We start from the raw sequence: 13,453 nt of genomic DNA on the forward strand, positions 1-13,453 counted from the left end.
ACGCCCGAACGGGGGTGTCGCCCGTCGAGGTGGCGCTCCACCCCGCCGCGCGCGACCACGGGTCAGCGGAACAACGCGGGGAACGCGTGGGCCACCCACGGGTAGCCGACGAACACCGCGGCGTCGAGCAGGCAGTGCGTGATGACCAGGGGGAGCAGCCGGCCCCACTTCGTGTAGATCCAGCCGAACACGATACCCATCACGGCGTTCCCGACGAAGGCGCCGAACCCCTGGTACAGGTGGTAGCTCCCGCGCAGGACCGCGGTGGAGAGGATCACCTGCCAGCGCCCCCAGCCGAGGCCGCCGAGCCGTTCGTAGAGGTACCCGACGACGATCACCTCCTCCTGCAGCCCGGAGCGGATCGCCGAGAGCAGCAGGACCGGGATCGTCCACCAGTAGGAGTCGAGCGCCGCCGGGTTCACGTTCACGGTGAACCCGAGCGCACGGCCGGTGAAGTACAGCGCCAGCCCCGGGATCCCGATGCCGAGCGCGATCAGGGCGGCACCGCCGAGGTCGGGTCCGACCCGGAAGCGGTCGATGCCGAGGCGACCGAGGTGCGGTCGGGTCGTGCGCCAGAGCAGGAAGCACACCAGCGCGACCGGGGCCAGGTCGACGGCGATGCCCACGAGCTGCCGCGCGAGGTCGACGTACTGCACCGTGGTCGTCGACGTGTTGAGCGCCGTGGACTGCTGCCCGAGCGGCGTCGTCTGGGAGAGGTCGTCGATGATCTGGAGCACCGAGTACAGCGCGCTGCCGCCGAGCGACAGCATCAGGACGATGGTGATCTCGACCCACGTTCGCCGACGGCTCATCGTCTGTACTCCTGTCGGTTGCGAACTACCGGTAGACTGGCGTGTCGGGCGTTCTGCCCGCGGGCGTGGCGCCGATGCTGCCGGCCCGACTCTTCCCAAGAAATTGAAGGATGTCCTGTATGGCGCTCGCCACCCGGTCCGACCTGCGCAACGTCGCCATCGTGGCACACGTCGACCACGGCAAGACCACCCTCGTCGACGCGATGCTCACGCAGACCAACTCGTTCGACGCCCACTTCGAGGGCGAAGACCGCATGATGGACTCGAACGACCTCGAGCGCGAGAAGGGCATCACGATCCTCGCGAAGAACACGTCGGTGCTCTACAACGGCAAGCACGCCAGTGAGTTCGGCGCGGGCGGTCCGATCACCATCAACGTGATCGACACCCCCGGCCACGCCGACTTCGGCGGTGAGGTCGAGCGCGGCCTCTCCATGGTCGACGGCGTCGTCCTGCTCGTCGACGCGTCCGAGGGCCCGCTGCCCCAGACCCGCTTCGTGCTCCGCAAGGCGCTCGCCGCCAAGCTCCCGGTGATCCTGCTCGTCAACAAGACGGACCGCCCCGACTCCCGCATCGACGAGGTCGTCTCCGAGTCGCAGGACCTGCTCCTCGGCCTGGCGTCCGACCTGTCAGACGAGGTCGACGACCTCGACCTCGACGCGATCCTCGACGTCCCCGTGGTGTACGCCTCGGGTCGTGCCGGTGCCGCCAGCCGCAACAAGCCGGCCGACGGCTCGCTGCCCGACAACGACGACCTCGAGCCGCTGTTCGAGGCGATCCTCCAGCACGTGCCCGCGCCGAAGTACGACGACGAGCACCCGCTGCAGGCCCACGTCACGAACCTCGACGCGTCGCCGTTCCTCGGTCGCCTCGCGCTGCTCCGCATCTTCCACGGCACGATGAAGAAGGGTCAGACGGTCGCGTGGGTCAAGCACGACGGCACCGTCCAGAACGCCCGCATCACCGAGCTCCTCATCACGAAGGCGCTCGAGCGCTACCCGGCCGAGTCGGCTGGCCCCGGTGACATCGTCGCCGTCGCCGGCTTCGACACGATCACCATCGGTGAGACGCTCACCGACCCCGAGGACGTCCGCCCGCTGCCGACCATCACGGTCGACGACCCGGCGATCTCGATGACGATCGGCACGAACACCTCGCCGCTCGTCGGCAAGGTCAAGGGCCACAAGCTCACCGCCCGCATGGTCAAGGAGCGCCTCGACCGCGAGCTCATCGGCAACGTCTCGCTCAAGGTCCTCGACATCGGTCGCCCGGACGCGTGGGAGGTCCAGGGCCGTGGTGAGCTCGCGCTCGCCATCCTGGTCGAGCAGATGCGTCGCGAGGGCTTCGAGCTCACCGTCGGCAAGCCGCAGGTCGTCACGAAGCGTGACGAGAACGGCAAGCTGCAGGAGCCCTACGAGCACATGACGATCGACACGCCGGAGGAGTACCTCGGCGCGATCACGCAGGCTCATGGCGGCGCGCAAGGGCCGCATGGAGAACATGACGAACCACGGCACCGGCTGGGTGCGCATGGAGTTCATCGTCCCGTCGCGTGGCCTGATCGGCTTCCGCACGTCGTTCCTCACCGAGACCCGCGGCACCGGCATCGCCAACGCGATCTCGCACGGCTACGACGACTGGGCCGGCGCGATCCAGACCCGCATCAACGGTTCGATCGTCTCCGACCGCTCGGGTGTCGTCACGCCGTTCGCCATCACGAACCTGCAGGAGCGGATGACGTTCTTCGTCAACCCCACCGAAGAGGTCTACGAGGGCATGGTCATCGGCGAGAACTCGCGCGCCGACGACATGGACGTGAACATCACCAAGGAGAAGAAGCTCACGAACATGCGGTCGGCCAACGCCGACACGTTCGAGTCGATGACGCCGTCGCGTCAGCTCTCGCTCGAGGAATGCCTCGAGTTCGCGCGTGAGGACGAGTGCGTCGAGGTCACCCCCGACGCCGTGCGCATCCGCAAGGTCGAGCTCGACGCGCAGGCCCGCCAGCGCTCGTACGCTCGCCTGAAGCGTCAGGACGCGTAAGCGACAGCCTGGAGGCACGCCCTCCACCACCGGCCCGGTCACCTCATCGAGGTGGCCGGGCCGGTGTCGTCCTGGGCGTCGTCGCCGACGACGTCTCAGACGATGGCGCAGGCGATGCCGCCGTCCACTTCGAACGAGCTCCCGGGTGCCGCGATCTGGACACCGAACCCGCTGAAGTGGACGGTGAACGTCGTGCGTGTGCCGAGCGGGTAGGCGACGAAGCGCTGCCCGGCGGACATCTCCGGGGACGTGCACCGCACGTCGACGGATCGCGAGGCCGTCCACGACTGGCTGATGTTCCCGGTGAGCCACTCGAGGTACCCGCCGGTGGGGTTGATCGACGCCCCGATCGTCACGGTGCTCGAGGTGGCGGTCGTCTGCGCGATCGAGCAGACCTGGTCGTCCGTCTCCGCCCTGCACGAGACGAGCTCGTGGGACCGGTCGGTGGCGTGCTGCTCCTCCGTCAGGCCCTGGAACGTCCGAGTGGTCCCCAGCGAGGAGGTCGAGGCGGTGCAGCGGGGGTCGGAGCCGGACTTGTCGAAGATGAACTTGACTCCGGTGCCGGAGTACTGCGAGATGGAACCCCACGGCAGCGCGGAGACGTCGACCGTGGTGCCGAGGGCGTGCCAGGCGCCGTCCTGGATCATGGCGTCGCGCGAGTCGGTCTGCTCGTCGAGGGTGATCTGACCGACGAAGTTCCGTCCGAGGACCCAGGCGTCGACGTTCCCCTTGCTCCTGCCGTTGTCAGTGATGCGGTAGGAGTCGACGGTCGTCACCCAGCGGTTGCCGTCCGTGGAGAGCGAGGCGGGCTTCTCCGGTCATCCCCCCGGCCGTGCACGACACCGTCCTGGTGGTCGACGGCATCGCTGCGACGGCAGCGTCCGGTCGGGCGGAGTCGGCGGCGGCCTGGGCCGGTGCCGCCGCCATCCCGGCGACGGTGCTCACGAGCAGGGCGGACAACGTAGCGACGGTGATACGAATGCATTTCATGTATCAAGTTCTAGCAGTGCTCGCGGGCAACCGGAAGACCCGTCGGGTGCACTCGGTCTGAGCGGCGCGTTACGGTGGGGCGCGTGACTCTCGACCTCCTCTCGCTGTACCAGGACCTCCACGCCCACCCCGAGCTCGGCTTCCAGGAGCACCGCACCGCCGGCATCGTCGCCGACCGGCTCGCGGAGATCGGTGGGATCGACGTGACCACGGGCGTCGGCGGCACGGGTGTCGTCGGCGTGCTCGCGAACGGCGAGGGGCCCGTCGTGTGGCTCCGCGCGGACATGGACGGGCTGCCCGTGCAGGAGCGCACCGGCCTGCCGTACGCCAGCGAGCACCACGGCACCGACGAGGACGGCAACGACGTGCCGACCATGCACGCGTGCGGGCACGACATCCACGTGACGTGGCTGCTCGGCACGCTCGAGCGGCTCGCCGCCACCACGACCGACTGGCACGGCACCGTCGTCGCCGTGTTCCAGCCCGCCGAAGAGGTCATCTCGGGCGCGCGGGCCATGATCGAGGACGGCCTGGTCGACCGCTTCCCGAAGCCCGACGTCGTGCTCGGCCAGCACTCCGCACCGGCGCCGGTCGGCATCGTGGCGGTCGGCAGCGGCCCGGTGATGGCGTCGAGCGACCGCCTCACCGTCACGTTCAACGGCCGCGGTGCGCACGGTTCCGCGCCGCAGGCCTCGCTCGACCCGGTCGTCACCGCCGCGTCGGCCGTCGTCCGCCTGCAGACCGTCGTGTCCCGCGAGGTCTCGCCGAGCGACGCCGGCGTCGTCACCGTCGGCAGCTTCCACGCCGGCACCCGGGCGAACATCATCCCCGACGAGGCCGTCATCGAGATCTCCACCCGCGCACGCAACGAGGAGACCCGCGCGCGGATCATCGCGTCGATCGAGCGCATCGTCCGGGCCGAGAGCGAGGCGGGTGGGCTGTCGGAGTCGACGATCACCCGCGCGCCGGGTGCCGAGGTGACCGTGAACGACGCCGAGGCCGCCGCGACCGTGCTCGACGCGATCCGTGCCGAGGTTCCCGGTGCCCGGACCTCGAGATCGGGCTCGCGATGGCGTCGGAAGACGTCGGGCAGCTCGCCACAGCCGCGGGGGCGCCGCTCGTGTACTGGTTCACCGGCATCACGGACCCGGAGCTCTTCCGTCGTGGCGAGGACATCCCGAGCAACCACTCGCCGTTCTACGCGCCCCAGGCCGAGACCGCGATCCCGGTCGGCGTCGACGCGTTCGTGGCGGCGACCCGCGCCTACGTCGCCTGACCCGCCGCTCAACCCCGCAAAACGCAACCTCGGCGGTTGCTCGCAGGGGAGTAGCGCTGCGAGCAGCCGTGAACGTTGCGTCTTGCGGGGGCGAGCTCCCAGGGGACTCACGCCGCGCCTCCCGGCTGGCCCCCTGGGGTGCTGCGCATGCGCACCACCACCCGCACCCTGATCGCCGCCGTCGCTGCCGGCATCACCCTCGCCGGCCTGGCCGGCTGCTCGACCGACGCGGTCGAGCAGGCCACGGACCTGGGGTCCTCGGTCGCGTCGAGCGTCGCCGAGGGCGTGCGGGGCATCGACGGCAAGGCGATCCAGGACGGCATGTCCTCGGTCGCCGGCGGCATCGACGGCGCGCTCGACACGGCGCTCGAGGGCACCGACGTGACGTCGGACGGCAAGGTCCCCGCCGGGTTCCCCTCGCAGGACGTCCCGCTCGTCGACGGCACCGTGCTCGGTGGCGGCGCCGGACCGAACGACTCCGGGTGGGTGACCCAGGTCCGTGCGTCGTCGGTGGACGACTTCGCAGCGGCCGACCAGCAGCTGACCGACGCCGGGTTCACCGAGTCGGCCAAGCGCGCCGACTCGTCGAGCGCCTTCGGGATGTTCCGGAGCGACGCCTACCGGGTCGTGCTGACCTTCTCGGATGGACAGGACGGCGTCACCGCGACCTACATCGCGACGCCCCGCTAGCCCGTACGCTTGGACGCGATGTCGAAGGTCCCCGCAACCCCGCCCCGAGCGCGTCCTGTTCGTGCACGCCCACCCCGACGACGAGACGCTCGCGTCGGGCGGGACGATCGCCACCCTGCTCGAGCTCGGCGCCGACGTGACGGTGCTGACGGCCACCCGCGGTGAGCGCGGGGAGATGCTGACAGCGTCGCTCGCGCCGATGTACGGCGACGGTCCGCGCGTCGCAGCGCACCGCGAGACCGAGATCGCCGGGGCGCTCGCTGCCCTCGGCGGCCCGCGGCACCTGTGGCTCGGCGGACCGGGGGCACGTCCGACCGACCTGCCCGAGCGCCGCTACACCGACTCCGGCATGCAGTGGGGACCCGACGGCCGGGCCGTCGCCGCCGACGACGCCCCAGCCGACTCGCTGACCGCGGCCGACCTCGGCGAGGTCGTCGACGACATCCGCGCCGCGATCCGGTCGACCGGGGCGGACGCCGTCGTGAGCTACGACGACGACGGCGGGTACGGCCACCCCGACCACGTCCGCGTCCACCACGCCGCGCGGTACGCCGCACGCGCCGAAGAGCTGCCGTTCTCGATGATCGTCGACCCGGCCACCACCGAGGCGGACGTCACCGTCGACGTGATCCCGGTGCGGGCGAAGGTCCGTGCCGCGGTCGAGCAGTACCGGTCGCAGGTGACCGTCGACCCGGTCGACCCCGCCGACCCGACGGCGCTGTCGTGGGTGATGCCGCACGGCGCCCGCCACCCGGCGCCGGCCGTCGAGGCGTTCCGGCACGCCGACGCGCCCGCGACCCCGGCACCGCAGACCTACGCGGAGATGTCCCGGCAGGGCAAGGCCACGGCGGTCGTCGTCGCCCTCGTGCTCGGGCTCGTCGCGGGTGGCCTCGGGACGGTCACGCACCAGCAGACCCTCGGCGTGTTCCCGATCGGGATGCTCCTCACCACGCTCATCGTCGTCGGCCTGACCGTGGGGCTCCGGCTGCTGTACCGCTCGCGGGCGATGGTCGCCGCCGTCGGGATCGGCGTCATCGCCGCGACGCAGGTGCTCGTCTCGGTCGGCGGACAGAGCTCGCCGCTGGTGCTGGCGAACACGGCCGGGTACGTGTGGACGTTCGGGCCCGCCGTGGTCGCGGCGCTCGTGCTGGCATGGCCGGACCTGTCCGGGGTGCGGGCTGCTGCGGCTGCGGCACGTGCCGACGCTGCGGCTGGGGCGCGCGCCGACGCTGCCGCCCCGCGGTCAGGGGCGCCCGCCCGTCGCGAGTAGACTCGACAACGCTCAGTCCGAAGGGAGCACCCCAGCCGTGACGTACGTGATCGCCCAGCCCTGTGTCGACGTCAAGGACCGCGCCTGCATCGATGAATGCCCGGTCGACTGCATCTACGAGGGCGACCGCTCCCTGTACATCCACCCGGACGAGTGCGTCGACTGCGGTGCCTGCGAGCCCGTCTGCCCGGTGGAGGCGATCTACTACGAGGACGACCTCCCCGAAGAGTGGGCCGACTACTACAAGGCCAACGTCGAGTTCTTCGAAGAGGTCGGCTCGCCCGGCGGTGCCGCGAAGGTCGGTGTGATCCACAAGGACCACCCGGTCGTCCTGGCCGAACCGCCCCGCGGCTGACGCGGAGCACGCACGTGGCGCTCGACCTCCCCGACTTCCCCTGGGACCAGCTGGTCCCGTTCAAGCAGCAGGCAGCGGCGCACGAAGGCGGCATCGTCGACCTCAGCGTCGGCTCACCGGTCGACCCGACCCCGGCCGTCATCCGCACGGCACTGTCCGAGGCGACCGACGCGCACGCCTACCCGCAGGTCGCTGGCACCCCGGCACTGCGCGAGGCCATCGCCGCCTGGTACGGCCGACGGCACGGCGTCCGGCTGACCGAGGCGAACACGCTGCCCACCATCGGCTCGAAGGAGTTCATCGCCGGGCTCGCGCTCTGGCTCGGCATCGGCGCCGGCGACACCGTCGTCTTCCCCGAGGCGGCGTACCCGACGTACGAACTCGGTGCCGCCCTCGTCGGCGCCGACGCCCTCGCCGCCGATGACCCGGCCTCCTGGCCCGTCACGACGAAGCTCGTGTGGCTGAACTCGCCGGGCAACCCGGACGGCCGTGTGCTGTCCGTCGACGACCTCCGCGCCGCGGTAGCCCGTGCACGCGAGCTCGGGGCCGTGATCGTGGGCGACGAGTGCTACGCCGAACTCGGCTGGGAAGCGCCGTACGACACGGAGCCGACCCCGACCATCCTCGACCCCCGCGTCGTCGGTGACTCGCTCGACGGCGTGCTGAGCGTCTACTCGCTGTCGAAGCAGTCGAACCTCGCCGGCTACCGCGCGGCCTTCGTCGCCGGCGACGCCGCGATCCTCGCCGACGTGCTCGCCGTCCGGAAGCACACCGGCATGATGCCGCCGCTGCCCGTCCAGCAGGCCATGATCGTCGCCCTCGCCGACGAGTCGCACGTGCAGCAGCAGAAGGTGCTCTACCGCGCCCGCCGGAACATGCTCCGACGGGCACTCGAAGGAGCCGGCTTCCGGGTCGACCGCAGCGAGGCTGGCCTGTACCTCTGGGCGACCCGCGGCGAGCCGGCGCTGGACACCGTCGCCTGGCTGGCGGAGCACGGCATCCTCGTGGCGCCCGGCACCTTCTACGGCACAGCGGGGGAGCAGCACGTCCGAGTGGCGCTGACCGCGACGGACGAGCGGATCGCTGCGGCCGCGTCGAGGCTGGTCGCGGTGACGCGCCAACGGAGCGCTGACTGACCCCACTCGTGCTGGACTGGTATGCAATGTCCAGTATTTCTCCGACAGGATGGGCTCGTCGCACAAGCGGCACCTACCAAGGAGATCTCATGCGCAAGTCCCTCATCGGCGCCTCGGCCCTGCTCGGCCTCGGCCTCGTGCTCACCCCGGTCGCGGCGAACGCGGCCACGCCCGCACCCGCGCCGGCCGCGTCCCAGTCGGCAGCGACGCTCGATTCACCCACGGACCTGACGTCCTACACGCAGCAGCTCGCGGCGTACAACGGAGCGCTCACCCAGACGATCACGGTCCAGGGCCTGCCGGATGCGACGATCAACTACGCCGTGAACGGTGTCGTCCAGACGAAGCAGGCGAACGCCGAGGGCATCGCGGAGTACACCGTCGAGTTCGTCCAGGGGAAGAACGACATCACCCTCAGCCAGATCTCGGGCGACGAGTTCTCCGAGCCGCGTTCGTTCCAGTACGACTTCAGCCGGTGACCGGTGAGCAACGCCCCGCATCGAACGCGATGCGGGGCGTTGCTCGTGCACCGCAAGCGACGGTTCGCACCACATCCGAAGCCTCGCTGTGTGCACACCCTCCACACAGCGCGATTAAGCTGTCCTCGTGACTGACACTGCCAACGACGCTCAGAAGACGGCCACACCGCCCACCACGCCCGTCCCCGTGAGTCCCGCTGCCGAGCAGACGACCGAGACCGCGACGCTGACGTACCCGGGCGGCACCGCGGAGTTCCCGATCCTGCCGAGCGTCGACGGCGCGTCGACCGTCGACATCTCGACGTTCAAGAAGCAGACCGGCATGAACACGCTCGACTACGGCTTCGTGAACACCGGCTCGACCAAGAGCGCCATCACCTACATCGACGGCGACCAGGGCATCCTGCGCTACCGCGGGTACCCGATCGACCAGGTCGCCTCGAACTGCACCTTCCTCGAGGTCGCCTGGCTCCTCATCTACGGCGAACTGCCCTCGGAGTCCGAGCTCGCCGACTTCGACGCCCGCATCCGCCGCCACACGCTCCTGCACGAGGACCTGCGTCGTCTGTTCGACGCCCTCCCGCACTCGGCTCACCCGATGTCCGTCCTCTCCAGCGCCGTCAGCGCCCTGTCGACCTACTACGAGGACGACATGGACGTCGACGATCCCGAGAAGGTCGAGCTGCAGACCGTCCGGCTGCTCGCGAAGCTGCCGGTCATCGCCGCCTACGCGCACAAGAAGTCGATCGGGCAGGCGTTCCTGTACCCGGACAACTCGCTGTCCTTCGTGGACAACTTCCTGCGGCTGAACTTCGGCACCATGGCCGAGACGTACCAGCCGGACCCAGTGCTGTCGAAGGCCCTCGACCGGCTGCTCATCCTGCACGAGGACCACGAGCAGAACGCCTCGACCGCCACGGTCCGCATGGTCGGGTCGACGAAGGCGAACATGTTCGCGTCGATCTCCGCTGGCATCAACGCCCTGTACGGTCCGCTGCACGGTGGCGCGAACGAGGCCGTCCTCGAGATGCTCCAGCAGATCAAGGACTCGGGCGAGCCCGTGCAGCGCTTCGTCGAGCGGGTGAAGAACAAGGAGCGCGGGGTGAAGCTCATGGGCTTCGGGCACCGCGTCTACAAGAACTACGACCCGCGCGCGAAGCTCGTGAAGGAGAGCGCGGACGAGGTCCTCGAGTCGCTCGGCGTGCAGGACGACCTGCTCGACATCGCCAAGGAGCTCGAGCAGATCGCGCTCTCCGACGAGTACTTCATCGAGCGCAAGCTCTACCCGAACGTCGACTTCTACACGGGCATCATCTACAAGGCGATGGGCTTCCCGCCGCGGATGTTCACGGTCCTGTTCGCGATCGGGCGTCTGCCGGGGTGGATCGCCCAGTGGCGCGAGCTCAACAACGACCCGCTCAACAAGATCGGCCGCCCGCAGCAGCTCTACGTCGGGTACCCGGAGCGCGACCTCCCGAAGCACTGACCCACCCACGAGCGCCCCGCCCCACGAATCCGTGGCGCGGGGCGCTCGTCCGTGTGCGCCCGGGCATCTCGCGCCCCTCTGCGCGCACCGCCGCGAGCCGCGCCGCCCCGCCGCGGGCCGCGAGCGGGAAGCGGAGGTCGAGCGGGCGGATTCCCGCGGTCCGGTACTGGGCGCACGCCGGTGATCCGCCCGCTCGTCGTTCGCGGACGGGCGGACCGGGTCGAGCGGGCGAAGTGCCTCGGTCGCGTTGGTGGCGCACGCGGGTGTTCCGCCCGCTCGTCGCCTGCGGGGGCTGGCGGGGCGTGAGCGGGCGGATTCCCGGGGTCCGGTAGTGGGCGCACGCCGGCATTCCGCCCGCTCGTCGTCCGGGGGCGGACCGGCCGAGGTCGAGCGGGCGAAGTACCTCGGTCGCGTTGGCGGCGCACGCCGGTGTTCCGCCCGCTCGTCGTTCGCGGGGGCTGGCCGGGCGTGAGCGGGCGAATACCCGGGGTCCGGTCGCGGGCGCACGCCGGCATTCCGCCCGCTCGTCGTTCGCCAGCGGGCGCGGGCGGGCGCGGGCGAGGCGAGCGGGCGAAGGCGCGGCGTCGGCTGGCGCACGCACTGCGGCGTTCCGCCCGCTCGCGGAAAGGAAGGAAGGAAGGAAAGAAAGAAAGAAGGAAGGACGGGCGCGCGCGAACGGGCACGGCGCGAGCGGCAGCGCACGAGGGCGCAACCGCCTGGAGGCGCGGTGCCGGTGCCGTGGACCGGCACCGCGCCTCCCGAGCGGCCGCGCTACGCGCGGAGCGCCCCGCCTTACGCGTGCAGCGCGGTGTTGAGCTGGATGCCCTGCCCCTGGCGCTGGAGCGCCTCGACGGCGCCGGAGAGCGAGTTGCGGCGGAAGAGGACGTTCGGGGTGCCGGAGAGCTCCGCGGCCTTGACCGTCCTCGGGGTGCCGTCCGGGTTCGGCGCCGCGCCGACGAGGACGACCTTCGTGCCGGCCGTCACGTAGAGTCCGGCCTCGATCACGGAGTCGTCGCCGAGCGAGATGCCGAGGCCGGCGTTCGCCCCGAGGAGCGCACGCTCGCCGAGGGACACCCGGTGCGTGCCGCCGCCGGACAGCGTGCCCATGATGGACGCTCCGCCGCCGATGTCGGTGCCGTTGCCGACGACGACGCCCTGCGAGACGCGGCCCTCGATCATGGCGTCGCCGAGGGTGCCGGCGTTGAAGTTCACGAAGCCCTCGTGCATGACGGTGGTGCCCGGCGCGAGGTGCGCTCCGAGACGGACGCGGTTCGCGTCGCCGATGCGGACGCGGTCCGGCACGACGTAGTCGACGAGCCGCGGGAACTTGTCGACGGCGTGCACGGCGATGCCGGCCCGCTGCAGGCCCGGACGCAGGCGCGTGAGGGACTCGGGGTGCACGGGGCCGGCGTTCGTCCACGCGACGATCGGCAGGTGCGCGAAGACGCCGTCGAGGTTGATCTCGTTCGGGCGCACGTGCAGGTGGCTCAGCAGGTGCAGGCGGAGGTACGCGTCCTCGGTGCTGGACAGGGGCGCGTCGATCGTGACCTCGGTGGTGACGGCCTCGATGCGGACCTCGCGGCGCGGGTCGTCGGCCACGTGCGCGCGGAGCTCGGCGGGGAAGGCGGCGTCGGCCGGCAGCGCTCCGAGGTGCGTCTCCGGGTACCAGGTGTCGAGCGTCGTGCCGTCGGCGGCGATCGTCGCGAGGCCGTGGCCCCACGCGGTGGTCGGGCGGTCGGTGGCAGCGGTCGTGTCGGTCACCGCACCAGGGTACCCAGCGATCGGAGGCGACCACCCGTCCGTCCGGACGGGTCCGCCGGACGCACCGCGCCTCCGGGCCTGGAGGCACGGGTGCTGTGGACAGACCCGGCCCGTCCACAGGTGGTCGCCTCGGCGGTCTCCGCAAGGGCCGGCCGGTAGGCTGCGTCCATGCCGGAGCAGCTCGACCTCACCGCCTCGTCCATCGACATCACCCGTGCCATCTGCGACATCGAGTCGGTGTCCGGCAACGAAGGACCCCTCGCCGGCGCGATCGAAGCGGCCCTGACGCCGCTCGCCCACCTCGAGGTGATCCGCGACGGCGACTCGATCGTCGCGCGGACGAACCTCGGCCGCGACCGTCGGGTCGTCATCGCGGGGCACATCGACACCGTCCCGCTCAACGGCAACCTGCCGACGGAGTTCCGGACGGCCGAGGACGGCACCGAGATCCTCTGGGGCCGCGGCACGGTCGACATGAAGGGCGGGTGTGCGGTCCAGCTGAAGCTCGCCCACGACCTGTCCGCGCCGAGCGTCGGCGTGACCTGGGTGTTCTACGACCACGAGGAGGTGAGCGACTCGCTCAACGGTCTCGGTCGTCTGGCCCGGACGCGTCCCGAGCTCCTCGCCGGCGACTTCGCCATCCTGGGGGAGCCCTCGGGCGCCCAGATCGAGGGCGGCTGCAACGGCAACCTCCGCGCCGAGATCCGCACGTTCGGCAAGCGGTCGCACAGTGCCCGCGGCTGGATCGGCGACAAGCGCGATCCACAAGACCGCGCTGATCCTGGCGACGCTGGCGGCGTACGGGCCCGCACGGTCACGGTCGACGGGCTCGAGTACCGCGAGGGCCTCAACGCCGTCGGCATCACGGGCGGCATCGCCGGCAACGTCATCCCCGACGAGGCGATGGTGCACGTGACTACCGCTTCGCGCCGTCGCGCAGCGCCGACGAGGCCGTGGCGCACATCCGCGAGCTCTTCGACGGGTACGACGTGCAGATCGTCGACCTCGCGGCCGGCGCACGTCGGGCCTCGACGCGCCCCTCGCGCAGGACTTCGTCGCGGCGGTCGGCGGCCCGGCGCCCCGCCCCGAAGTGCGGCTGGACCGACGTCGCCCGCTTCTCGGCGCTCGGCGTCCCCGCCGTGAACTACGGCCCCG

At 71.1% G+C, this 13,453-nt stretch carries 11 protein-coding genes and 2 pseudogenes; 10 read left to right on the forward strand and 3 right to left on the reverse strand.

Going from position 1 to position 13,453, the window contains the following annotated elements:
• Positions 1–62: 62 nt before the first annotated feature.
• Positions 63–812 (reverse strand): CPBP family intramembrane glutamic endopeptidase, encoded by a 750-nt coding sequence (locus tag ACZ8AI_RS13205; protein WP_071292702.1) that lies wholly within the window; start codon positions 810–812, stop codon positions 63–65.
• Between the two features lie 119 nt (positions 813–931).
• Between ACZ8AI_RS13205 and typA the strand changes: the two are divergent.
• Positions 932–2,855 (forward strand): annotated as a pseudogene (gene typA, locus ACZ8AI_RS13210) (translational GTPase TypA).
• Between the two features lie 95 nt (positions 2,856–2,950).
• On the opposite strand, the gene ACZ8AI_RS13215 reads toward typA, so the two are convergent.
• Positions 2,951–3,631, reverse strand: coding sequence for a hypothetical protein (locus ACZ8AI_RS13215; RefSeq protein WP_464858621.1), 681 nt, complete (start codon positions 3,629–3,631; stop codon positions 2,951–2,953).
• Positions 3,632–3,687: 56 nt separating this feature from the next.
• Here ACZ8AI_RS13215 and ACZ8AI_RS13220 point away from each other — a divergent pair, with 56 nt between their 5' ends.
• The 8 genes and pseudogenes from ACZ8AI_RS13220 (at position 3,688) to ACZ8AI_RS13255 (ending at position 10,537) form a co-directional block, all read left to right on the forward strand.
• The gene (locus ACZ8AI_RS13220; protein WP_464858622.1) at positions 3,688–3,906 is read left to right on the forward strand and encodes a hypothetical protein; all 219 of its coding nucleotides are present in this window, start codon (positions 3,688–3,690) and stop codon (positions 3,904–3,906) included.
• A 22-nt stretch (positions 3,907–3,928) separates the two neighbouring features.
• A pseudogene (locus tag ACZ8AI_RS13225) lies at positions 3,929–5,121 on the forward strand (amidohydrolase).
• A gap of 147 nt (positions 5,122–5,268) precedes the next feature.
• Positions 5,269–5,811: a hypothetical protein gene (locus ACZ8AI_RS13230; protein ID WP_464858623.1), complete on the forward strand. Its 543-nt coding sequence runs from the start codon at positions 5,269–5,271 to the stop codon at positions 5,809–5,811.
• Positions 5,812–5,872: 61 nt separating this feature from the next.
• Positions 5,873–7,081, forward strand: coding sequence for a PIG-L family deacetylase (locus tag ACZ8AI_RS13235; RefSeq protein WP_464858624.1), 1,209 nt, complete (start codon positions 5,873–5,875; stop codon positions 7,079–7,081).
• A gap of 37 nt (positions 7,082–7,118) precedes the next feature.
• The gene (gene fdxA, locus ACZ8AI_RS13240) at positions 7,119–7,436 is read left to right on the forward strand and encodes a ferredoxin (RefSeq protein ID WP_071292706.1); all 318 of its coding nucleotides are present in this window, start codon (positions 7,119–7,121) and stop codon (positions 7,434–7,436) included.
• A 14-nt stretch (positions 7,437–7,450) separates the two neighbouring features.
• The gene (gene dapC / locus ACZ8AI_RS13245) at positions 7,451–8,572 is read left to right on the forward strand and encodes a succinyldiaminopimelate transaminase (RefSeq protein WP_464858625.1); all 1,122 of its coding nucleotides are present in this window, start codon (positions 7,451–7,453) and stop codon (positions 8,570–8,572) included.
• Positions 8,573–8,661: 89 nt separating this feature from the next.
• Positions 8,662–9,051 carry a hypothetical protein gene (locus tag ACZ8AI_RS13250; protein ID WP_464858626.1) on the forward strand — a complete coding sequence of 130 codons (390 nt, stop codon included), beginning with the start codon at positions 8,662–8,664 and terminating at the stop codon, positions 9,049–9,051.
• Positions 9,052–9,238: 187 nt separating this feature from the next.
• The gene (locus ACZ8AI_RS13255; RefSeq protein WP_464858797.1) at positions 9,239–10,537 is read left to right on the forward strand and encodes a citrate synthase; all 1,299 of its coding nucleotides are present in this window, start codon (positions 9,239–9,241) and stop codon (positions 10,535–10,537) included.
• A 792-nt stretch (positions 10,538–11,329) separates the two neighbouring features.
• Here the strand turns inward: ACZ8AI_RS13255 and dapD are convergent.
• Positions 11,330–12,298: a 2,3,4,5-tetrahydropyridine-2,6-dicarboxylate N-succinyltransferase gene (gene dapD / locus ACZ8AI_RS13260; protein WP_464858627.1), complete on the reverse strand. Its 969-nt coding sequence runs from the start codon at positions 12,296–12,298 to the stop codon at positions 11,330–11,332.
• 168 nt (positions 12,299–12,466) lie between these two features.
• Between dapD and ACZ8AI_RS13265 the strand changes: the two genes are divergently transcribed.
• A complete protein-coding gene (locus tag ACZ8AI_RS13265) occupies positions 12,467–13,441 on the forward strand; it encodes a M20/M25/M40 family metallo-hydrolase (protein ID WP_464858628.1) in 975 nt (324 codons plus the stop codon).
• The last annotated feature ends 12 nt before the right edge of the window (positions 13,442–13,453 follow it).

The organism is Curtobacterium sp. AC273 (genome assembly GCF_979253735.1).